Here is a 21,910-nt window from a genome sequence, read left to right on the forward strand (position 1 = left end):
TGTCCACAGGGTACCGCCGCCACGCCCGGGACACACGGGTGAGACGCTACGGTTCATCCATGGCGAACGACCACTACTTCTCCGCCAACCCCTCGTCGGAGGTCCGCGAGCGCCAGGTGCACGTCACGCTCGCCGGTCGCGGCCTCACCCTCTCGACCGCTGCCGGCGTGTTCAGCCCGGACGGGGTCGACCGCGGCACGAAGGTCCTGCTCGGCTCAGTGCCGCCGCCGGCCACCGACGGCGCACTCCTCGACGTCGGGTGCGGCTGGGGTCCGATCGCGATCACGATGGCGCTGGAGTCGCCCGACGCACAGGTCTGGGGCGTGGACGTCAACGAGCGCGTCCTCGGGCTCGCGCGGGCGAACGCGGCGACCGCCGGGGCGACGAACGTCACGGTGGCGCTCCCGGACGAGGTCCCCGCCGACCTCCGCTTCCGGACGATGTGGTCGAACCCGCCGATCCGTGTCGGCAAGGACGAACTGCACGACATCCTGCTGACGTGGCTCCCCCGGCTCGAGGTCGGTGGAGAGGCCTGGCTGGTCGTCTCGAAGGACCTCGGCGGCGACTCGCTCCAACGGTGGTTGCGCGATGCGCTCGGGTCCGACTTCACCGTGTCGCGGGCATCGACGGACAAGGGGTTCCGGGTCATCCGCGTGCACCGGGGCGCGTAGCGCGCGATCCGGACTGGAGGCGCGACCCACCGGATCGAAGTCGCGCACGTCCCACGGGCCTCCCGGCTGCGGCGGGGCCGCACCGTCGGTCCCGTGCGCGCGCACGTCACGATCCGCACGACGCGTCGCGTCGCGTCGCGTCGCGCGTGGCACGACGCCGTGCCAGCAGCATGACGAACCACAGAACCGACATCGAACCGATCCCGGCGCCTGGTTCGACGTCGGAAACCTGGTTCGACAGCGCCTCGTCGGCGCCAACGGCTCGTCGGCGCCCGCGGTTCGTCGGGACCCACGGTTCGGCGGCGCCCACGGTCGCCGCACAGCGTCACACCAACAGGCCGCCCTGCCTCAGACCGTGAGGTCGCCCGAGAACACCAGCTCGGCGGGTCCGGACAACGCGACGTGCTCGCCGTCCTCCGCCGCGAACATGCGCACCGTGACGACACCGCCAGGAACCCGGACCCGCCAGGTGTCCGGCGCCCCCGAGCCGACCCAGTGCCGCGTCGCCAGGGCAGCCGCGACCGCCCCGGTCCCGCACGAGAGCGTCTCGCCGCTGCCACGCTCGTGCACCCGCATCGTGATCTCGCCGACGCCGTCGTTGATGAGGGGCTCCCCCGGCAGGACGAACTCGACGTTCGCACCGGACTCCGGCGCGGGGTCGAGGACCGGCACGTAGGTGAGGTCGAGGTCGGCGAGCTCGTCGTCCGTCGCGACGGCGACCACGACGTGCGGGTTCCCCACGTCGATGCCGAGGCCCGGCCGGGCGCCGTCGAGGTTCTTCGCCCGGACGAGCACGTCACCGGCGCCGCCGCCCTCGATCCCGAGCCCCCAGCGGCCGAGGTCGGCCTGGAACCCGTTCGTCGTCCGCTGGATGTCGACCAGCCCCTTGCGGCTGCCGACGGTGAGCGTCTCCCCCGGGGCGAGGTCCACCAGCCCGGACTCGGTCAGGTACCGCGCGAAGACGCGGATGCCGTTGCCGCACATCTCGGCGACGGTGCCGTCGGCGTTGTGGTAGTCCATGAACCACACGGCGTCCGGTTCGACCGCGACGAGCGCGCGTCCCTCGGGCAGGGCCTCGGAGCGCACGGCACGGATCACGCCGTCCCCGCCGACACCGAAACGGCGGTCCGCGATGGCGCGGATGCGCTCGGGGGTGAGGTCGACGACGGCGTCGGGATCGGCGAACAGGACGAAGTCGTTGCCGGTCCCCTGGCCCTTCGTGAAGTGCAGCTCGGTCACGCCACGATCCTACGGGCCAGCGCCGACAGGTCGGTCCGGTCCGCTCCGGTGACGTCGAGGTCCTCGGCGGCGGTGTACCGCTTGAACCAGGCGACCTGCCGCCGCGCGTACTTCCGGGTCGCGAGGCTCGTCGCCGCCACCGCCTCGGCGACGGTCGCGTCCCCGCGGAGCACGTCGAGCGCCTGCGAGTACCCGATCGCCCGCGAGGCGGTCCGCCCCCGCTCCAGACCTGCACCGCGCAGGCGCTCGACCTCGTCGAGGAGTCCGGCGTCGAACATCCGCTGCGCCCGCGCCTGCAGCGCGTCGACGAGGTGGGCGCGGTCACGTCGCAGGTGCAGGATGCGAGCGGGTCGCCAGGCGCGGGGCGCGGCCGGGAGGCTCGGGGTGACGACCTCGGACCGGCTCGCGATCTCGAGTGCCCGGATCAGGCGCCGCGGGTTGCGGGCGTCGATGGTCGCCGCTGCGTGCGGGTCGAGGCTGCGCAGCCGCTCGAGCAGGATGCCCGGTCCGAGCTCGTCGTGCTCCCGTTCGAGCCGTGCGCGGAGTTCCGGGTCGGTGCCAGGGAAGTCGAGGTCGAACAACACGGCGGACACGTACAGTCCGCTCCCGCCGGCGAGGACCGCGACGCCGCCCTCGCCCTGGATCCGTTCGACGTCACGCCGGGCGTCCCGCTGGTACGCGGCGACACTCGCCTCGTCCGTCACGTCGAGGACGTCGAGCTGCCGGTGCGGGATGCCGTGCCGTTCCTCGGGCGTCAGCTTCGCCGTCCCGATGTCCATGCCGCGGTAGAGCTGCATCGCGTCGGCGTTCACGACCTCGGCCGGGCGGCCGCTGGCTCGGACCAGGTCGGCGATCGCGACGGCGAGGTCGGACTTCCCCGTGCCCGTCGCGCCGACGACCGCGATCAGGTCGTCCGCGACGCCGTCGCCCCGCACGGCGTCGTGCTCGGCATCGGCGGCCGGTCCCGTGCCGTGGTCGGCATCTTCGGCCCGTGCCTCGCCGGAGCCGGCATCGTCGGCCCGTGCCGCGCCGTGCTCCGCGCCGTTGGCCTGTGCCGTGCCGTCGTCGGCGTCAGCGGCCGACACGGAGCGACGGGAGGCCGAGCGACACCGGACGCGGCCCGTCACCGGGCGTGGACGGCGTCGGCACCCCGCAGCTCTCGGCCTGCGCGCGGTCCCACGCGTCGCCGGCCCGGGTCCGCCGGATGCGGAGCGGTCCGTCGTTGTCGGCGATCAGGAAGTGCGGCGCGGCGCGCGTCACCTCGACCGTGACGACGTCACCGGGCCGCGGCACGTCCGAACCGGTCGGCACGGAGAAGTGCACGAGGCGGGAGTCCTCCGCGCGCCCGGACAACCGGTGTGTCTCGTCGTCCTTCTTGCCCTCACCGGTGGCGACGAGGACCTCGACGCTCCGGCCGACCTGGGCGGCGTTCTCCTCAGCGGTGATGCGCTCCTGCAGGGCGATGAGGCGCTCGTAGCGTTCCTGCACGACCTCCTTCGGGAGCTGGTCGGGCATCGTCGCGGCCGGGGTCCCGGGGCGGATCGAGTACTGGAAGGTGAACGCGGAGGCGAAGCGCGAGGCCTCGACGACGCGGAGGGTGTCCTCGAAGTCCTCGTCGGTCTCGCCCGGGAAGCCGACGATGATGTCCGTCGAGATCGCCGCGTGCGGGATCTTCGCCCGGACGCGGTCGAGGATGCCGAGGAACCGCTCGCTCCGGTAGCTGCGGCGCATCGCCTTGAGGACGCGGTCGGACCCGGACTGCAGCGGCATGTGCAGCTGCGGCATGACGTTCGGCGTCTCGGCCATCGCGTCGATCACATCGTCGGTGAAGGCTGCCGGGTGCGGGCTCGTGAAGCGGATGCGCTCGAGGCCCTCGATGGCGCCGGCTGCTCGGAGGAGCTTGCCGAACGCCTGGCGGTCGCCGAACTCCACACCGTACGAGTTGACGTTCTGCCCGAGGAGGGTGACCTCGATCGCGCCGTCGTCGACCAGTGCCTGGATCTCGGCGAGGACGTCACCCGGGCGGCGGTCCTTCTCCTTGCCGCGGAGCGACGGGACGATGCAGAACGTGCAGGTGTTGTTGCACCCGACTGAGATCGACACCCAGCCGCTGTACGTCGAGTCGCGCTTCGTCGGCAGCGTCGAGGGGAAGACGTCGAGCGACTCGAGGATCTCGATCTGCGCTTCGTCGTTGTGCCGTGCCCGCTCGAGCAGCGTCGGCAGCGACCCCATGTTGTGCGTCCCGAAGACGACGTCCACCCACGGCGCCTTCTCGAGGATCACGTTCTTGTCCTTCTGCGCCAGGCAGCCGCCGACCGCGATCTGCATGCCCGGATGCTCGCGCTTCACGCCCGCGAAGTGTCCGAGGTTCCCGTAGAGGCGGTTGTCGGCGTTCTCGCGCACGGCGCAGGTGTTGATGACGACCACGTCGGCCTGCTCGCCGTCCGCGGCCACGTACCCGGCGGCACGGAGCGACCCGCTCAGCCGCTCCGAGTCGTGCACGTTCATCTGGCACCCGTAGGTGCGGACTTCGTAGGTGCGGGGGCGCGCTTCGACGGTGGCCATGATCGTCCCAGTGTAGGTCGCCACGGGCCCGCCTCGAGGACGTCGAAGCGGCCCGTCCGGCGCGGTCTCCGCCGGGGTCAGCGGCGGTGCGGTCGCGGTCCGGCGGCGGTCCGGCGGTGGTTCGTCCCGCCGCCGCCACCGGCAGGTGTCACGGCTGCGGTGCTACTCGAACCGGACCGTGCCGCCACCCGGCCGCGGTCGCCCGGCGGAGCCGTCGAGCGCGCGCTCGACCGCGATCCGCACGACACCCGAGCCGTAGCCCTTGCGCATCAAGAACCCGGTGAGCCGACGCTCGGCGGTCGCACGGTCGAGTCCCCGGAGCTGCCCCGCGCGCTTCGCGGCGAGGTCGAGCGCCCGCACGAACTCGTCGTCCTGGTCGTCGGCCGCTGCGTCGAGGGCCGCGTCGATCGCGACCTGGTCGATGCCCCGGCGGCGGAGCTCCGCCACGACGCCCTGCCGACCGAGGCCCTTGCGCTCGTGCAGCCGGTCGACGAGGTCGGTCGCGAGCGCCACGTCGTCGAGCAGCCCCACGCGCGTGAGTCGCTCGATCTCGCCCTCGACGACGTCCGGGTCGAGGTCGTGCTGGGTCAGCGTCTTCCGCATCTCCGACGTGCTGACCGCGCGACGCCCGAGGGCCCGCATGCTGAACCGCTCGGCGTCGGCGCGCTGTTCGTCCAGGGGCCGAGGTGCGTCCTCGGGCGCGAGCTCCTCGCCCCCGAGGATGGCGAACACCGACGCGGTCGGGGCGTCGGCCTCGGCATCGTGGTCGTACCCGGCATGCTCTGCGCGGGCGCTCCGCCCGGTGGCGTCTCCGATGACCGGGGGCACCCACTCTGCTTGCGCGTACGCACCACGCAGCGACGTCGGCAGCGGTACCGGCGCATCGGCCTCGTCCGCCGTCCGCGGGCCACCGGCGTCCGCTCCCCCTTCTGGAGCCGGGTCGGGCGTCTGGCTGCCCGCCGCGCCCCGACGCGACCTCGCACCGAAGAGGTCGGTGACCGGTGCGAGGTCGTCGTCACCCCGGGGCGAGCGGCCGTCCGGGGAGGTCACGCGCCCTTGCGCTCGGCGAGCTTCGGCGCGATCGAGTCGACCGGAGCCTCGACCGCAGCGGTCGCCCCACCGACACCGAGCTTCGCGAGAATCTTGCCCTCGATCTCGGCCGCGATCTCCGGGTTCTGGATGAGGAACGAGCGCGAGTTCTCCTTGCCCTGTCCGAGCTGGTCACCGTCGTACGTGTACCAGGCGCCGGACTTCTTCACGATGCCGTGGTCGACACCGAAGTCGAGCAGCGAGCCCTCACGCGAGATGCCCACGCCGTAGAGGATGTCGAACTCGGCCTGCTTGAAGGGCGGCGCCATCTTGTTCTTGACGACCTTCACGCGGGTGCGGTTGCCCACCGCGTCCGTGCCGCTCTTGAGCGTCTCGATGCGCCGGATGTCGAGGCGCACCGAGGCGTAGAACTTGAGCGCCTTGCCGCCGGCGGTCGTCTCGGGACTGCCGAAGAACACGCCGATCTTCTCGCGCAGCTGGTTGATGAAGATCATCGTCGTCTGCGTCTGGTTCAGACCGCCCGTGAGCTTGCGGAGCGCCTGCGACATGAGTCGGGCCTGGAGACCCACGTGGGAGTCGCCCATCTCGCCCTCGATCTCGGCGCGGGGCACGAGCGCGGCCACGGAGTCGACGACGACGAGGTCGATGGACCCCGAGCGGACGAGCATGTCCGCGATCTCGAGTGCCTGCTCACCCGTGTCGGGCTGGGAGACGAGGAGGGCGTCGATGTCGACACCGAGCTTCTTCGCGTACTCGGGGTCAAGCGCGTGCTCGGCGTCGATGAACGCCGCGATGCCACCGTTGCGCTGCGCGTTCGCGATCGCGTGCAGGGTGAGGGTCGTCTTACCGGACGACTCCGGACCGTAGATCTCGATGATGCGGCCGCGCGGGAGTCCGCCGATCCCGAGCGCGACGTCCAGCGCGACCGAACCGGTGGGGATGACGGCGACGGGGGCGCGCTCGTCCGAGCCGAGGCGCATGACCGTGCCCTTGCCGAACTGACGGTCGATCTGGGCGAGAGCGGTCTCGAGGGCCTTCTCGCGGTCCTGGGGTGAGGGCATGATGCGCTTCCTTCGTGCTCGATGTGGGCTGCCTGTAGGCTGTCGCGCCACCCCGGCCGGTGCTGCAAGGCCGGTGCTTCTGCGACAAGGCGTCGGGCCTGTCCCGATGTCGATCAACCTACGGCGGGCCACCGACATCACTGCCGACGATCACGCTCTCCGTGGAGAGGACACCTGGACGAGTCCGTTGTGCAGGAAGCTACCACCGATAGAACACGTGTTCGAGCAACACGCCGAACAGAGTTTCGGGTCGGACGTCAGTCCTTCGGCTCGGCGAGCCCCTTGCCGTGCCGCCGGTCGAGCGGTACGTCCTGGGAGTCGCAGAGCGCGTCCCACACCGTGCGGGCGTCCACTCCCGCGCGGAGCGCCTCGGCGGCCGAACGACCACCGATCGCCTCGAGGACGACGTCCCGGGTGACGACCGCGCCGTAGGCCTCGCCGAACACCTGGTCGACGGCTCGCCAGAACTCACTCACACGCACTGGACCACCCTAACGAGAACACCCCCACCGGCGGACCGGCGGGGGTGTTCGAGGAGCAGTGCGGGTCAGCGCACCGCGAGGTCGTTGTCGAACTCGGCGACGAGCTCGTCGGGCAGCGTGTCGGGGACGGGCGTGAGCCCCTCGACGACGGCGAGACGGTCGCCCACTTCACGCATGATCGTGGAGATGGGCGTGTCGAGCGCGTCGGCGACCGAAGCGAGGATCTCGGAGCTGGCTTCCTTCTGTCCGCGCTCCACCTCGCTGAGGTACCCGAGAGCGACGCTGGCCTTGGACGCGACCTGACGGAGGGTCCGGCCCTTCTGCAAGCGGAAGTCCCGAAGGACGTCGCCGATTTCCTGACGAACGAGAACCATGAGAACTCCTCCTTCCTGTCGTCTCCGGCCCGCTCGATCGGGGTGATCAAGATCGGGTCCGGCAACAGTAGCGTTGCCGGTTGCAGCATGCTAGCCACTGGGGCTGCGGTCCTGCTGGAGATTGCGTCAGATGTAACCCAGTGGAAACGGGGCCTATTCCCCCGCGGTGGGGCGGGACCCGCGTGCCGTGGACGACATCCGTGCCAGGAGTTCGGAGACCGTCGCGTGCCGGATTGCATCGCGATCGCCGTCGAGGTGGAGTTCCCAGGCGGTCGCCCCGGCGGCCGACGCGATCCCGACGTACACCGTCCCCACGGGCTTGCCGTCCTGCGGGTCCGGGCCGGCGACACCCGTCGTGCTGATCCCCCACGTCGCGGGTTCGCCGTCGACCGACAGCGCGTCGCGGACACCGGTCGCCATCTGCCGCGCGACCTCGGGGTCGACGGCGCCGTGTTCGGCGAGCAGCTCGGCGTCGACGCCGAGGACCGACGCCTTGACCGGCGTCGCGTACGCCACGACGCCGCCCCGGACGACCGCACTGGCACCGGGCACCCCGACGAGGGTCGCGACGACGAGCCCGCCGGTCAGCGACTCCGCGACCGCGACGGTCTCGCCGTGGGCCGTGAGCGTGGCGACCACATCGTGCGCGGCGACGGCGGCGTCGGGCGTGCCCGCGGGCGCGGACGTCACGCCGTGGTCCGGTTGTGCTTCCACGCCTGCCAGAGGTAGTCGATCCCGCTGAGCACCGTCGCCAGGAACGCCGCGGTCATCAGGATGCCGTTCACCCAGTGCGCCCAGTCGCCGACGAGCTGCCACCACGGGAACAGGGCGAGCGTGATCGCGACGGCCTGCAGCACCGTCTTGATCTTCCCGCCGCGGCTCGCCGGGATCACCCGGTCGGACAGCACGGCGAACCGGAACACCGTGATGCCGATCTCGCGCACCATGATGAGGACCGTCACGTACCAGGGCAGCTCGCCGAGGATCGAGAGCGCGACGAGCGCCCCGCCGATGAGCACCTTGTCGGCGATCGGGTCGACGAGCTTCCCGAAGTCGGTGACGAGGTTCTGCCGTCGGGCGATGATGCCGTCCGCGCTGTCGGTGACGATCGCGACGACGAAGAGCACCGCGGCCCAGATCCGGACGGAGGTGTCCTGCCCGCCGTCCGCGAGCAGCAGGACGAAGAACAGCGGCGCCATGAGGATGCGCACGACCGTGATGATGTTCGCCACGTTCGCCGTCGACGCGGGGCCGTCGCCCTTCCGGAGGAGCCGTCCGCGCCACGGGAACTGCGCCGCGCTGTGCGTCCGATCGGTGCTCGTCATCGCACTCACTCCCTGCCGGTCAGTCCCCACGCGTCCTCGTCCGGTCCGTCGTCCTCTTCAGGGTACCCGCGCGTCATGTCCGCCACCGGGTCGCCGCCGTAGCGGTCGTCGTCGGGGTCGGCCGCCGAGCCGACGGCGACGCCAGCCGCGGCAGCGGCTCCCGCGGACGCGCCACCGGGCGACGCCGGGCCCGCGGGCGGCGCAGAAGGAGCGGCGGCCGTCGGCGGCTCCTCGCCGCGGAGCTTCGCGAGCACGCCGGGGAGCTGGTCCGGCGTGACGAGCACGTCGCGGGCCTTCGACCCCTCGGACGGGCCGACGATGTCGCGGGACTCCATGAGGTCCATGAGGCGCCCGGCCTTCGCGAACCCGACGCGGAGCTTGCGCTGGAGCATCGAGGTCGAGCCGAACTGCGTCGAGACGACCTGCTCGACAGCCGCGAGCAGCAGTTCGAGGTCGTCGCCGATGTCCGCGTCGATCTCCTTGCGCTCCACGACGGCCTGGACGTCCTGGCGGTACTCGGGCCGGGCCTGCCGGGTGACGTGCTGCACGACCTCGGCGACCTCGCTCTCCTGCACCCAGGCGCCCTGCACGCGGAGGGCCTTCGACGATCCCATCGGCAGGAAGAGCGCGTCGCCCTGACCGATGAGCTTGTCGGCTCCGGGCTGGTCGAGGATGACCCGGGAGTCGGTGACGCTCGTCACGGCGAACGCCACGCGGGACGGCACGTTCGCCTTGATGAGACCGGTGATGACGTCGACCGACGGGCGCTGCGTCGCGAGGACCAGGTGGATGCCGGCCGCGCGGGCGAGCTGGGTGATGCGGACGATCGACTCCTCGACGTCCCGGGGGGCCACGAGCATGAGGTCGGCGAGCTCGTCCACGACCACGAGCAGGTACGGGTACTTCTTGAGCTTCCGCTCGCTGCCCGCCGGCAGGATGATCTCGTTGTCCTCGATCGCCTTGTTGAAGTCGTCGACGTGGCGGAACCCGAACGACGCGAGGTCGTCGTACCGCATGTCCATCTCCTTCACGACCCACTGCAGCGCTTCGGCGGCCTTCTTCGGGTTCGTGATGATGGGCGTGATGAGGTGCGGGACACCGGCGTAGATCGAGAGCTCGACACGCTTCGGGTCGACGAGGACCATGCGGACCTCGGACGGCTTCGCGCGCATCAGGAGCGAGGTGATCATCGAGTTGATGAACACCGACTTGCCGGAGCCGGTCGAGCCCGCGACGAGCAGGTGCGGCATCTTCGCGAGGTTCGCGACGACGAAGCCGCCCTCGACGTCCTTGCCGACGCCGATCGTCATCGGGTGCTTCGACTTGCGCGCAGCGTTCGACCGGAGGACGTCGCCGAGCGACACGGTCTCGCGGTCGGTGTTCGGGATCTCGACGCCGATCGCGCTCTTGCCCGGGATCGGCGAGAGGATCCGGACCTCGTTCGACGCGACCGCGTACGACAGGTTCTTCGACAGCGCCGTGACGCGCTCGACCTTCACACCGGGGCCGAGCTCGATCTCGTATCGCGTCACCGTCGGCCCACGGGAGAACCCGGTGACCTTCGCGTCGACCTTGAACTCCGTGAGGACGCCCGTGATCGCCGCGACGATGTCGTCGTTCGCCTGGCTGCGCGCGACCGACGGGGTCCCCGCGCTCAGCGTCGTGGCGGCGGGGAGTCGGTACGGCTTGTCCGGGTCCTCGTCGTCGGCGGTCGCCGACAGGCCGTCGGCAGCGTCGGCCTGGTCGTCCGCCGGGTCCTCGGCCGGGAGGCTCGGGGAGACCACCGGGGACACCCCGGCATCCGGACGGGTCGCCTCGCCCACCGTCGGCTCGGCCACGGGGGCGGGTGCGGCGGGCACCTCGGCACCGAAGTCGCGGAGCGCCTGCTCGGCCTGTTCGAGGTCCTGCTCGACCGAGTCGTTGAGGTTCACGGACCCGGGCTCGGACGGCGTGTGGTCGATGAGCCCTGCGGCCGCCCCGGCGTTCGGCGAGACCGACGGCGCGGTCGGGGCCGCCTGGGTCGCCGCAGCGGGCAGCACGGGGCTGTCGAAGGCCGGGTCTTCCTCGCGCCCGGACTTGTTGCGCCGCCACCACGGGACGGTCTCGGCGGCCTCGTCCGCGGGGGCGCCTTCCTCGCCGAAGCCGAGGTCGTCGAACAGCTGGAAGTCCTGCGAGTCCTTCTTCCCCTTGCCGCGCGGCTTCCGCGGGGTCGGCTCGGGGGCGACCTCGACGGCCTCGTCGACCGGTGCCGGGGCGCCGAAGAGGTACGCGTAGAGCTCGTGCAGCCGTCGCCCGGTCTTGTTCGGCGGCGTCTTCGTGATGATGAACAGCGACAACACCAGGAGCACCACGGCCACGGGCACGGCGACCCACGCGGTGGCGATCGTGACGAGCCACCCGATGACGACCCAGCCGAGCACACCACCGGCGGCCGCGAGGGCGGGCATGCCGTCGGACGCACTCGGCGTCCCGCCGAAGACGTGGCACAGCGACGAGATCGACACGAGCAGGATGCCGAGGCCGATCCCGATGCGGGTGTTGTCGTGGACCGAGGCGGGGTGCCGGAACAGCCACCCGGCGAACACGACCATGATGACCGGCAGCGCGAACGCGAGCCGGCCGAACAACCCGCCGAACGTGTAGGCGTCGAGGTTCACCGCGACCGCGCTCGTCGGGTTGAGCCACTCGACGACCGCGCCGGCGATCGCGAGCAGGACGAGCAGGAACGGGAAGCCGTCGCGCCGCTGGTCCTTCTCGAGGGACTCCTTGCCGAGCACGCGGAAGAGCGCGCCGACGCCGTGCGCCATCGCGAGCCAGGCGGTCACGAGCGGGTTCTGCTCGCGGAACACCGGCGGCTGCGTGGCGGGCGGGAGCTTCTTCGTCGTGGCCTGGGTGCGCGACGTCCCACGCGTCGCGCTCGTGCGCGACGACGAGGACGCGCGTGAGCGCGTGGTCGACTTGGTGCCTCCGGCCATGGGTCGAACCCTAATCCCCGCCCAGGACAAACGAGCGGAGGCCCGCCGCAGCGTCCGTGACGGACGTGTGACGGGCCTCCCGGCCGAACGCGCGACAGCGCGACAGCGATCTACGCCTCGATGACCACCGGGACGATCATCGGACGACGGCGGTGCTTGGAGTTGACCCAGCGACCCACCGTGCGGCGCACCACCTGGCTGAACGCGTGCGCGTCACGTGTGCCGTTGGCCGCAGCCTCGGACAGTGCCTTCGCGATCTGCGGACGGACGTCGTCGAAGACGGAGTCGTCCTCGGCGAACCCGCGCGACTGGATCTCCGGACCGACCACGCACTGCCCCGTGGTGAAGTCGACCGCGCAGAAGATGGAGATGAAGCCCTCTTCCGCGAGGACCCGACGGTCCTTGAGGTCGGCGTCGGTGATCTCGCCGACGGTCGAGCCGTCGACGTAGACGTAGCCGATGTCGAGCTGCCCGGCCACCGTGACCTCGCCGTCCTTGAGGTCGACGACGATGCCGTCCTGCCCGAGGATGACGTTCCGCGGCGGGACACCGGTCTGGATAGCGAGGTCGGCGCTGGCGTACAGGTGGCGGTGCTCGCCGTGGACGGGGAGCACGTTCTTCGGCCGGAGGATGTTGTAGCAGTAGAGCAGCTCGCCGGCGCTGGCGTGTCCGGAGACGTGCACCTTCGCGTTGCCCTTGTGCACGACCTTCGCGCCGAGCTTGGTGAGCCCGTCGATCACGCGGTAGACGGCGTTCTCGTTGCCCGGGATGAGGCTCGACGCCAGGATGACGGTGTCGCCCTCGCCGATCTCGATCTGGTGCTCGAGGTTCGCCATGCGCGCGAGCACGGCCATCGGCTCGCCCTGCGACCCGGTCGACATGTAGACGATCTGGTCGTCCGGGACGTTCTTCGCCTTCTTCGTGTCGATGAGGACGTCGTCCGGGACCCGGAGGTAGCCGAGCTCGGCCGCGATGGTCATGTTGCGGATCATCGAGCGACCCATGAACGCGACCTTGCGGTTCGCGGCCGCCGCGGCGTCGAGGACCTGCTGCACGCGGTGCACGTGCGACGAGAAGCTCGCGACGACGACCTTCTTGCGGGCCCGCGTGATGATGTTCTCGAGGATCGGGCCGATGTCGCGCTCGGGGGCGGTGAACCCGGGGACGTCGGCGTTCGTGGAGTCCGGCAGGAACAGGTCGACGCCCTGCTCGCCGAGGCGGGCGAAGGCGCGGAGGTCCGTGATGCGGTCGTCGAGCGGGAGCTGGTCCATCTTGAAGTCGCCCGTGTGCAGCACACGACCGGCGGGGGTCGTGATCGCGACGGCGAGGGCGTCCGGGATGGAGTGGTTCACGGCCACGAACTCGAGGTGGAACGGGCCGAGCTGCTCGGTCTGGTCCTCCTGCACGACGAGCGTGTAGGGCTTGATCCGGTGTTCCTTGAGCTTCGCCTCGACGAGCGCGAGGGTCAGCGTGGAGCCGATCAGCGGGATGTCGCCGCGGAGCTTCAGCAGGTACGGGACGGCGCCGATGTGGTCCTCGTGGCCGTGCGTGAGCACGACACCGAGGACGTCGTCGAGGCGGTCCCGGATGGGTGCGAAGTCCGGGAGGATGAGGTCGACACCGGGCTGGTGCTCCTCCGGGAACAGCACGCCCGCGTCGACCACGAGGAGCTTGCCCTCGTACTCGTACACGGTCATGTTGCGACCGATCTCGCCGAGTCCACCGATGGGGACGACGCGGAGGGTGCCGGCTTCGAGCGGCTGCGGTGTGGAGATCTGGGTGGGCATTCGGTCCTGACTGTCGTGCGACGCGCTACCGCTGCGCCGCGGTCTTTCCTAACGTGTGGTGCCTGGCACCTTCGGCAGTGCGCCGCCGGCCGCTGCGTTGCGGTCGGGGCGGAAGTTCGAGAAGTCGGCACCCGGGATGTCCCGGACCGCTTCGAGGGAGGTCTCGATGGCGTAGGCCTCGGTGTCCTCGGGGCCGACGAGCGGGAGCCGGACGCGCGGGCTGCCGATCCGGCCGAGCCCGTGCAGCACGTACTTCGCCGCGACGGTGCCGGGGACGTGGGTCATGATCGCACGGACGAGGGGTTCGACGCGCTTGTGCTCGGCGGTCGCGGTCGCGAGGTCGCCGCGGTTCACGGCGTCGACGATGGTGCGGTACGGCGTGCTCGTGATGTTCGCGGTCACGCCGATGAGCCCCGTGGCGCCGATCGACAGGTGCGGGAGCACGTTCGTGTCATCGCCGGAGAAGTACATGAGGTCGGTGTTGTTGAGCACCCGGGAGACCTCGGCGAAGTCGCCCTTGGCGTCCTTCACGGCGAGGATGTTCGGGTGGTGCGACGCCCGCACGATGGTCTCGTACGTGATCGGGATGCCCGTGCGGCCGGGGATGTCGTAGAGGATCACCGGCAGGTCGGTCGCGTCCGCGATCATCCGGAAGTGGGTGAGCACGCCCGCCTGGGTCGGCTTGTTGTAGTACGGCGTGACGATCATGACGCCGTCGGCGCCGGCCTTCTCACTCTGCTTGTAGAGGTGGATGGCGTGCGCGGTCTCGTTCGAGCCACCGCCCGTGATGATCTTGGCGCGGCCGGCGGCGACGGACTTGCCGACCTCGACGAGCCGGAGCTTCTCGGGGTCGGTGAGCGTCGACGTCTCGCCGGTGGTGCCCGTGACGACGATGCCGTCGGCGCCGGCGGTGATGCAGTCGTCGATGTGCTGCTCGACGCCGGGCCAGTCGACCTCGCCGTCGGCGGTGAACGGGGTCACGAGGGCGACGAGGACCTGGCCGAAGGGATTCTCACGCGTGGACACGGGGACCAGCGTACCGGGGTCGGGCGTCGGGCCCGCAGTCCGCCCGGACGGTGGACCGGCCTGGAGGCGCGGTGCGGCCCCGGCACGTGGTGCGGCCCCGGTACACGGTGCGGCTCGCGTTCGCACAACCGAAGTTGATGTGCGCCACGTGGATCCGTGGTGCGGACCGACTTTGGTTGTGCGGCGCATCGCGCGGCGCGGCGCATCGCGCATCGCGCGGCGCGGCGCGGCGGCGCGCTACGAGCGCGTGCGCTCCGCGCGACGCCACTCGAGGAAGCGGAAGCGCGTGCCGTCGACGCGGGACTCCTGCCACGGGCCCTCGTCGACGAGCGTCCAGCCCTCGCCGAGTTCCGGCGCGACCGTGTCCCCCGGCACCTCGACGTCGATGACCGTCTCGGACACCCGGTCGGCGAAGGCGAGCCCCGCCGCGTACACCTGCCCGCCGCCGATCACCCACACGGGTTCGTCGGTGTCGAGCGCGGTCGCGAGGTCGTGCACGACCTCGGCCCCGGCTGCCCCGTCGGTCGCTGCCCACGAGTCGTCACGCGTGAGCACCACGTTCCGCCGCCCGGGCAGCGGCCGGAACCGCGGTGGCAGGGACTCCCACGTCCGTCGACCCATCACCACGGTGGCGTCGCCCGTGACCTGCCGGAAGTGCGCGAGGTCCTCCGGGACGTGCCAGGGCATCCCGCCGTCGGCACCGATGACGCCGTTCGTCGAGCGTGCCCAGACCATGCCGACGCCGCGCACCGGCTCGGTCCAGCCGTCGGTTGCAGCAGCGGTCGGCATCAGACCGCGACCGCCGCCGTGATGGCGGGGTGGTGGTGGTAGCCGACGACCTCGAGGTCCTCGTACACGTAGTCGTCGATCGAGTCCCGCGGCGCCAGGCGCAGCGTCGGCATGGGGTACGGCGTCCGGGTGAGCTGCTCGCGGACCTGCTCGACGTGGTTGTCGTAGACGTGGCAGTCGCCGCCGGTCCACACGAAGTCCCCGACCTCGAGCCCGGTCTGCGCCGCGATCATGTGCGTGAGGAGCGCGTACGAGGCGATGTTGAAGGGCACGCCGAGGAACATGTCCGCGCTCCGCTGGTAGAGCTGGCACGAGAGCTTGCCGTCCACGACGTAGAACTGGAAGAACGCGTGGCACGGCGCGAGGGCCATGTCCGGCACGTCGGCGACGTTCCAGGCCGACACGATGAGCCGCCGGGAGTCCGGGTTCGTCCGGATCTGCTCGATGACCTGGGCGATCTGGTCGACGTGCTCGCCCGACGGGGTCGGCCAGGACCGCCACTGCACGCCGTAGACCGGACCGAGGTCACCGTCCTCGCCCGCCCACTCGTTCCAGATCCGGACGCCGTGCTCCTGCAGCCAGCGCGCGTTGCCGTCGCCGCGGAGGAACCAGAGCAGCTCGTACGCGACCGACTTGAAGTGGACCCGCTTGGTGGAGACGAGCGGGAAGCCCTTCGACAGGTCGTAGCGGAGCTGCGCGCCGAAGAGGCTCCGCGTGCCGGTGCCGGTGCGGTCGCCCTTCGGCGAGCCTTCCTCGAGCACGCGACGCAACAGGTCCTCGTACGGAGTGGGGACGGTCGGGTCGGGCAGCACGGTCGCGTCGGTCACGACCACGAGCCTACGACGAGCCGGGGACATGTCCGGGTTGCTGAGTAGCGTTGTGGGCATGCCCGACACCACCCCCAAGCCGCTCTCGATCCTCGTCGCCGGCGCATCCGGCTTCATCGGCACGCCGCTCGTCCGCGCGCTGCGTGAGGCCGGGCACCACGTCACCACGCTCGTCCGGCGCGAGCCGCACTCCCCCGCCGAGTTCCGCTGGGCGCCGGGCTCCCGGCCGCTCGACCCCGCCGTCCTCGACGGGGCGGACGTCGTCGTCAACCTCGCCGGGGCGAACATCGGCAAACTGCCGTGGACGGCCGCCTACAAGCAGGAGATCCTCGGGTCGCGGGTGTCCGCCACCGAGACGCTCGTCGAGGCGATGCGGCACGCCACGAACCCACCGGCGCTGTTCCTGTCCGGCTCGGCGTCCGGCGTGTACGGCGACCGACCCTCCGACGTGCTCGAGGACGACGCGGCCCCCGGCTCCGGCTTCCTCGCCGAGGTCTGCACGGCGTGGGAGGCCGCAGCGGATGCGGCTCCGGACGGCGTGCGCGTCGTGACGCTGCGGACCGGCATCGTCGTCGGGCAGGGCGGTGGCGCGCTGGCCCCGCTCGTGCCGCTCACGAAGGCGGGCCTCGGCGGTCGGCTCGGCACGGGTGGCCAGTTCTGGCCGTGGATCGCGCTCGACGACGAGGTCGGCGCGATCGTGCACCTCGCCACGGCCCCCGAGGCCGCCGGGGTGTCCGGCCCGGTGAACCTCGCGGGTCCGGAGCCGGCCGTCGCCGACCGCATCACGCACCGCGTCGCCGAGGACCTGCACCGCCCGTACCTGTTCCGGATGCCCGAGTTCGCGCTGCGCCTCGTCCTCCGCGAGGCCGCCGACGAGATGCTGCTGTCGAGCCAGCAGATGGTCCCCACGAAGCTCCTCGAGTCCGGCTACGCGTTCCGGTACACGCGCGCCGAGGACGCGGTCGATGCCGCGTTCTGATCGCGCCCAGCGGACGGCCGGGAGGCCCGTGGCGGCCCCGCCACGGGCCTCCCGGCCGTCGTCAACGTGCCCTGGTGAGCGCTTCGCGCATCGCGGCCCGCGCCCGCTTGCGGTCACCGGCGGCGTCGTAGACGACGCCCAGCCGGTACCAGCCGCGCCAGTCCGACGGGTCCTGCTCGACGGCCGCCTTGTAGCGCGGGAAGAGCTCGTCCGCGGCCTCGCGGGTCGGCCGACCGGAGGGCCGGACGTCGACGACGTCGTCCGGCGCACCGCCCTCAGCCTCGAGCCGTGCGCCGAGTCGGGTGATGCGGAAGCCGAAGCGGAGTTCGAGGACGAGCAGGAGGGCACCGATCGCCGCGACGACGAACAGTGCGACCCCGATGCCGATGCCGACGGGGACGCCGGTGGCGATGAACGCGACGGCACGCTGCCCGACGAGCACGATGTAGACCACGAGGAGCACCGCCATGAGCGCGGCGCCCCAGAACGGCGAACGGGCGGACTTCAGCACGACGTTCGCCTCAGCCGATGCCGAGGACGCTGCCGAGTCCCACGGTCAGCCCCCGTACCGCCCCGACCGCGGACAGCGCCGCCCGGATGCCCGCGACGTACGCGACGTCGTCGTTCGTGTCGTGCCGGATCGTCAGGGTCTCACCGGGGCCGCTCAGCAGGACGTCCTGCACGGCCTTGGTGCCCGGCAGCCGCAGGGAGTGGATCGGGATGCTCGCTACCTGCTGTCCGCGGGCACGCTGGTCGACGTGCGGTGCGTCGACCGGGCCGACCTCGCGGCGGGCGTCGGCGATGAGCTCCGCGGTGCGGACGGCGGTGCCGGACGGCGAGTCCACCTTGCCGGCGTGGTGGGTCTCGACGATCTCGACGGCGGGGAACCAGGGCGCGGCGATCGTCGCGAGGTGGGTGCCGAGCACGGAGCCGATCGAGAAGTTCGGGACGACGAGGACGCCCTGTTCCGGTCGGGCCTCGAGTCCGGCGCGGAGCGTCGCGAGCCGGTCCTGCGACCAGCCGGAGGTCCCGACGAGCACGTTCGCGCCCGAGGTCAGCGCGTTCTCGACGATCGCCGGGCTGAGCGCCGGGACAGTGACGTCGACGACGAGTCCCGCACCCGCGAACACCGACGGCGGGGCCTCGTGCGCGCCGTCCTTCGACGAGAGTCGTGCGACGAGCTCGAAGTCCGGCAGTTCCTCGACCACCGAGGCCACGAGGGCCCCGAGCCGACCGGTGGCGCCGACGACGGCGACGGGAGTGACCATGCCCTCCATCCTAGGATCGGGGCATGCCGCTCGACGTCAGGACCGTGCCAGCCGACCTGCCCGAGGTGGACGCGTTGCTCGACGCGTACCTCGACGAGCGCGAGCGCACGTTCCCGACGGCCCAGGGGACGTACTCGCGGAAGCGGACGCCGGCCGCCGAGTTCGTGCCGCCGAACGGCGTGTTCGTGGTCGCGTACGACGACGGCGTGCCGATCGGGTGCGGAGGGCTGCGGCGGATCGCGGACGGCGCGGCCCCCGGCGGCGGCACGGGCGTCGACCTCCGCTTCGAGGTGAAGCACGTGTTCGTGAGCCCCGCCGGGCGTGGCCACGGGGTCGCGACGGCGGTCATGGACGCCCTCGAGCAGCAGGCCGCGCGCCTCGGCGCCACGAGCGTCGTGCTCGACACGAACGACTCGCTCGCCGCGGCGGGCGCGATGTACCGGAGCCGCGGGTACGAGCGCACCGAGCCGTTCAACGAGAACCCGAACGCGACCGCCTGGTACCGCAAGCCGATCGCCTGAACCGACCCGTGCCTCCCGGCTGGTGCCGCACCCGACGGACGCGGCCCGACGGGCCCGCTCAGACCGGCCTGCTCAGACGGGCTGGTCGACCGGCAGGCCCGTCCGGAACTCGACCGGCAGGTGCGCCAGGTCGTTCAGCGTGACGACCTCGGCCGGCTTCGCCGAGCGGATGCGGATGATCGTGAGGGCGGTGTGCGCCACGTTGGTGCCCATCCACCGCCACTCCGGCGCCTGGAAGGCCTCCCGGACGAACCAGCCGATCACGGCGTTGTGCGTGATGAGGAGGTCGTGCCGGTCCTCGCGCGCCGGGGTGAACCACTCGGCGACGGCGTCGCCCATCTGCGCCTGGCCGGCGATGATCTCCTCCTCGGTGATGCCGCCGTACCAGCCCTGGTAGGCGTGCGGCATGTCCGGGGTGGGGCCGGAGGGGATGCAGTCGAAGAGGAGGGTCGAGGGCTCGGGCTGGATCGAGGGCAGTCGCTGCGCGATGAAGGCCGCGGTCTCGCTCGGGGCCTCCAGGGGCGAGTGGTACACGCCGTCGAACGGGACGCCCCCGAGGCGGTCGGCGACGAGGGTCGCCTGGCGTTTGCCCCGCTCGGACAGCTTGCCGTCGCGGAGTCCGTGCTCGGCGTCCTGGTGTTCACCGTGCCGGACCAGGTACAGGTAGTGCGACATGTCGATGCTCAACCCCCGGTGCTGATCGCCGTCTCGAGGTCCTCCTGGCGCACGGCACCGACGACCGAGGTGATCATCGGTCGGGTCAGCAGGTCCGCTGCGAGATCCTGGACGTCGGCACGGGTCACGCGGTCGACGCGCTCGAGCGCCGTGGCGAGGTCGGTGTACTCCCCCGTGCCGAGCTCGGAACGGCCGAGTCGGGTCATGCGCGCGTCGGAGTCCTCGAGCGACAGGGTCAGGGCCCCCTCGATCTGCCCCTTCGCACGGCGGAGCTCGTCGTCCGAGATGCCGTCCGACACCATCCGGGCGAACTCCTGGTCGACGATCTCGACGACACCGGGCACGTTGTCCGGCGCGCAGCCCGCGTAGACGCCGAACGCTCCGTTGTCGAGGTAGGCCGGCGCGAAGGAGGACACCGCGTAGGCGAGGCCGCGGCGCTCACGGACCTCCTGGAAGAGCCGGGAGCTCATGCCCCCACCGAGCACCGCGTTGAGCACACTGAGGGTGGGGCGCCGTTCGTCGCGGAGGTCGAGGCCCTGCGAGCCGCGGAGCATGCTGACCTGCTCGGTCGGACGGTGCACGACGGAGAGCTTCGGCACGGCGGGGTCGGCGACGGGCTGCGGGGTGCGTCGGGCGAGCGGTGCCGAGCGTTCGGCGTGCTGGAACACCGAGGCCACGAGGTCGCGGAAGCGGTCGTGGTCGACGGCCCCGGCGGCGGTGACGACGATGCCGTTCGGCGCGTAGTGCTCGCGGTAGTGGGCGAGGACCTCGTCGCGCTGCACGGCCCGGATGCTGTCCGGGGTGCCACCGATCGGCCGTCCGAGGGGGTGCCCGTCGAAGGCCGCGGCGAAGAAGGCCTCGCCCGCGACGTCGGCGGGGTCGTCGGCGGCCATGGCGAGTTCCTCGAGGATGACACCGCGCTCGATGTCGAAGGCCTCGGGGTCGAGGACGGACCCGGTGACCATGTCGCCGATGACCTGCACGGCCATCGGGACGTCGGCGTCCCGGACCCGTGCGTAGTAGCACGTGTACTCCTTGGCCGTCGCGGCGTTGTGCTCGCCGCCGACCGAGTCGAACGCGATCGCGATGTCGAGCGCGCTGCGGCCCTCGGTGCCCTTGAAGAGGAGGTGCTCGAGGAAGTGCGTGGAGCCGAACTGCCCCTCGCGCTCGTCACGTGAGCCGACGCCGACCCAGAAGCCGATGCTCGTCGAGGCGGCACCCGGTACGGCCTCGGTGAGGACGCGCACGCCGGAGGGCAGGACGGAACGGCGGACGAAGGCGCCTCCGGACGTCAGGAACGACGTGTCCGGGGCCTCCAGTGGCAACGGCACAGGGTGACTCATCGGAGACGAGCCTACTGATCGTCGAGGCGCTTCCCCCCAGTTTCACTGCGGTTCTCGACGTGCCTCGAACTGGGGTACACAAACTGAGGACAGACCGACTCGTCTGTCTGTCCTCCTTGTGGTACTGTTTCTCCACCGGGTCGGAAGCCCCCCTAGATTCCGACCCGGTGGCTCGGGACATCAGTCCTGCGTGACCGTCTCCCCCCGATCGGTCACGGAGCCGATGAGCCCAAGGAGCCACGCTGTGACGGTCGATTCCCCCCAACCGGCCGTCCAGCGTCTCCTGGGTCCGAGCGATGACCTCGCGTCGCCGGGTGGGTCGAGCGTCCCCCCGGCTCCCCGCACCGGCGGCGCGAAGGTCCGCATCCTCGAGACCGCCACGCGGCTCTTCTACGAGGAGGGCATCCGGAACGTCGGCGTCGACCGCCTCATCTCCGAGGCCAGCGTCACGAAGGCGACGTTCTACAAGCACTACGGGTCCAAGGACAACCTGATCCTCGCCTACATCCGCGCGCAGCACGACGCCGTGGTGGCGAAGTTCGAGGCCATCGTCGACGGAGCCGCCTCGCCCGCCGACGCGATCCGCGCCTGGGTCGCCGCCGTGTCCGCACAGGTGGACGGCGTCGACTTCCGCGGCTGCGCATTCCTCAACGCCGCCGCCGAGTACCACGACCCCCGCGACCCCGTGCGCGAGGTCGTCGCCGTGCACCGTGACTGGTACACGGACCGGCTCGCCTCGCTCCTGCAGTCTGCCGGGCACCCGCTCGCGGGCGACGGTGCGGACGAGCTGATGCTCGCACGTGACGGCGCGATGGCCGGTGCGTACGCGGGCGACGCCATCGCCGCCACCGCTGCGCTGGGTCGCGTGGTCGAGCGGGTGCTCGCGGCCTGACGCGCTGACGCAGCGGGCGCGCGGGCGCTGTCGCCGGCTCCGCTTCCGTCGCTGTCGCTTC

The 21,910-nt window shown here is 71.5% G+C and carries 22 protein-coding genes; 4 read left to right on the forward strand and 18 right to left on the reverse strand.

Going from position 1 to position 21,910, the window contains the following annotated elements:
• The first annotated feature begins 59 nt into the window (after window positions 1–59).
• Window positions 60–671, forward strand: coding sequence for a methyltransferase (locus QPJ90_RS16870; RefSeq protein ID WP_290132289.1), 612 nt, complete (start codon window positions 60–62; stop codon window positions 669–671).
• 348 nt (window positions 672–1,019) lie between these two features.
• On the opposite strand, the gene dapF is transcribed toward QPJ90_RS16870, so the two are convergent.
• The 14 genes from dapF to QPJ90_RS16940 form a co-directional block, all read right to left on the reverse strand.
• On the reverse strand, window positions 1,020–1,910 hold the full coding sequence (gene dapF / locus QPJ90_RS16875) for a diaminopimelate epimerase (RefSeq protein ID WP_290132290.1): 891 nt from the start codon (window positions 1,908–1,910) through the stop codon (window positions 1,020–1,022).
• A complete protein-coding gene (gene miaA / locus QPJ90_RS16880; RefSeq protein WP_354670482.1) occupies window positions 1,907–2,995 on the reverse strand; it encodes a tRNA (adenosine(37)-N6)-dimethylallyltransferase MiaA in 1,089 nt (362 codons plus the stop codon). The genes dapF and miaA overlap by 4 nt, the downstream gene beginning before the upstream one ends.
• On the reverse strand, window positions 2,982–4,475 hold the full coding sequence (miaB, locus tag QPJ90_RS16885; RefSeq protein WP_290132291.1) for a tRNA (N6-isopentenyl adenosine(37)-C2)-methylthiotransferase MiaB: 1,494 nt from the start codon (window positions 4,473–4,475) through the stop codon (window positions 2,982–2,984). The genes miaA and miaB overlap by 14 nt, the downstream gene beginning before the upstream one ends.
• A gap of 162 nt (window positions 4,476–4,637) precedes the next feature.
• The gene (locus QPJ90_RS16890; RefSeq protein WP_290132292.1) at window positions 4,638–5,525 is read right to left on the reverse strand and encodes a regulatory protein RecX; all 888 of its coding nucleotides are present in this window, start codon (window positions 5,523–5,525) and stop codon (window positions 4,638–4,640) included.
• Window positions 5,522–6,586 carry a recombinase RecA gene (gene recA, locus QPJ90_RS16895; protein ID WP_290132293.1) on the reverse strand — a complete coding sequence of 355 codons (1,065 nt, stop codon included), beginning with the start codon at window positions 6,584–6,586 and terminating at the stop codon, window positions 5,522–5,524. Before recA ends, QPJ90_RS16890 begins: the two co-directional genes overlap by 4 nt.
• A gap of 257 nt (window positions 6,587–6,843) precedes the next feature.
• The gene (locus QPJ90_RS16900; protein ID WP_290132294.1) at window positions 6,844–7,068 is read right to left on the reverse strand and encodes a DUF3046 domain-containing protein; all 225 of its coding nucleotides are present in this window, start codon (window positions 7,066–7,068) and stop codon (window positions 6,844–6,846) included.
• Between the two features lie 65 nt (window positions 7,069–7,133).
• Window positions 7,134–7,442, reverse strand: coding sequence for a helix-turn-helix transcriptional regulator (locus QPJ90_RS16905; RefSeq protein ID WP_058725115.1), 309 nt, complete (start codon window positions 7,440–7,442; stop codon window positions 7,134–7,136).
• Window positions 7,443–7,595: 153 nt separating this feature from the next.
• Window positions 7,596–8,081 carry a nicotinamide-nucleotide amidohydrolase family protein gene (locus tag QPJ90_RS16910; protein WP_290134267.1) on the reverse strand — a complete coding sequence of 162 codons (486 nt, stop codon included), beginning with the start codon at window positions 8,079–8,081 and terminating at the stop codon, window positions 7,596–7,598.
• A 47-nt stretch (window positions 8,082–8,128) separates the two neighbouring features.
• Window positions 8,129–8,767 (reverse strand): CDP-diacylglycerol--glycerol-3-phosphate 3-phosphatidyltransferase, encoded by a 639-nt coding sequence (pgsA, locus tag QPJ90_RS16915; RefSeq protein ID WP_290132295.1) that lies wholly within the window; start codon window positions 8,765–8,767, stop codon window positions 8,129–8,131.
• 5 nt (window positions 8,768–8,772) lie between these two features.
• A complete protein-coding gene (locus tag QPJ90_RS16920; protein ID WP_290132296.1) occupies window positions 8,773–11,742 on the reverse strand; it encodes a DNA translocase FtsK in 2,970 nt (989 codons plus the stop codon).
• Between the two features lie 110 nt (window positions 11,743–11,852).
• A complete protein-coding gene (locus QPJ90_RS16925; protein ID WP_290132297.1) occupies window positions 11,853–13,529 on the reverse strand; it encodes a ribonuclease J in 1,677 nt (558 codons plus the stop codon).
• Window positions 13,530–13,577: 48 nt separating this feature from the next.
• On the reverse strand, window positions 13,578–14,555 hold the full coding sequence (dapA, locus tag QPJ90_RS16930) for a 4-hydroxy-tetrahydrodipicolinate synthase (protein WP_022903605.1): 978 nt from the start codon (window positions 14,553–14,555) through the stop codon (window positions 13,578–13,580).
• A 237-nt stretch (window positions 14,556–14,792) separates the two neighbouring features.
• Window positions 14,793–15,344, reverse strand: a complete 552-nt coding sequence (locus QPJ90_RS16935) for a dihydrofolate reductase (protein ID WP_290132298.1) — start codon at window positions 15,342–15,344, stop codon at window positions 14,793–14,795.
• On the reverse strand, window positions 15,344–16,171 hold the full coding sequence (locus QPJ90_RS16940) for a thymidylate synthase (RefSeq protein WP_290132299.1): 828 nt from the start codon (window positions 16,169–16,171) through the stop codon (window positions 15,344–15,346). Before QPJ90_RS16940 ends, QPJ90_RS16935 begins: the two co-directional genes overlap by 1 nt.
• 58 nt (window positions 16,172–16,229) lie before the next feature.
• Between QPJ90_RS16940 and QPJ90_RS16945 the strand changes: the two genes are divergently transcribed.
• Complete coding sequence (locus tag QPJ90_RS16945; RefSeq protein WP_290132300.1) at window positions 16,230–17,150, forward strand: TIGR01777 family oxidoreductase; 921 nt, start codon at window positions 16,230–16,232, stop codon at window positions 17,148–17,150.
• A gap of 61 nt (window positions 17,151–17,211) precedes the next feature.
• Here QPJ90_RS16945 and QPJ90_RS16950 read toward each other — a convergent pair whose 3' ends face one another.
• Both QPJ90_RS16950 and QPJ90_RS16955 read right to left on the reverse strand, forming a co-directional pair.
• Window positions 17,212–17,619 (reverse strand): tetratricopeptide repeat protein, encoded by a 408-nt coding sequence (locus tag QPJ90_RS16950; protein ID WP_290134268.1) that lies wholly within the window; start codon window positions 17,617–17,619, stop codon window positions 17,212–17,214.
• Between the two features lie 52 nt (window positions 17,620–17,671).
• A complete protein-coding gene (locus QPJ90_RS16955; protein ID WP_290132301.1) occupies window positions 17,672–18,418 on the reverse strand; it encodes a dihydrodipicolinate reductase C-terminal domain-containing protein in 747 nt (248 codons plus the stop codon).
• Between the two features lie 23 nt (window positions 18,419–18,441).
• Here QPJ90_RS16955 and QPJ90_RS16960 point away from each other — a divergent pair, with 23 nt between their 5' ends.
• The gene (locus QPJ90_RS16960; protein WP_290132302.1) at window positions 18,442–18,939 is read left to right on the forward strand and encodes a GNAT family N-acetyltransferase; all 498 of its coding nucleotides are present in this window, start codon (window positions 18,442–18,444) and stop codon (window positions 18,937–18,939) included.
• Window positions 18,940–19,011: 72 nt separating this feature from the next.
• On the opposite strand, the gene QPJ90_RS16965 is transcribed toward QPJ90_RS16960, so the two are convergent.
• Both QPJ90_RS16965 and QPJ90_RS16970 read right to left on the reverse strand, forming a co-directional pair.
• A complete protein-coding gene (locus tag QPJ90_RS16965; protein ID WP_290134269.1) occupies window positions 19,012–19,614 on the reverse strand; it encodes a histidine phosphatase family protein in 603 nt (200 codons plus the stop codon).
• A gap of 8 nt (window positions 19,615–19,622) precedes the next feature.
• Entirely contained in the window at window positions 19,623–20,957 is a 1,335-nt protein-coding gene (locus QPJ90_RS16970) for a pitrilysin family protein (RefSeq protein WP_290132303.1), read from the reverse strand.
• 244 nt (window positions 20,958–21,201) lie between these two features.
• Between QPJ90_RS16970 and QPJ90_RS16975 the strand changes: the two genes are divergently transcribed.
• Entirely contained in the window at window positions 21,202–21,849 is a 648-nt protein-coding gene (locus tag QPJ90_RS16975) for a TetR/AcrR family transcriptional regulator (RefSeq protein ID WP_290132304.1), read from the forward strand.
• Window positions 21,850–21,910 lie beyond the last annotated feature (61 nt).

Origin of the sequence: Curtobacterium sp. 458, assembly GCF_030406605.1 — a bacterium.
Taxonomy (GTDB): domain Bacteria; phylum Actinomycetota; class Actinomycetes; order Actinomycetales; family Microbacteriaceae; genus Curtobacterium.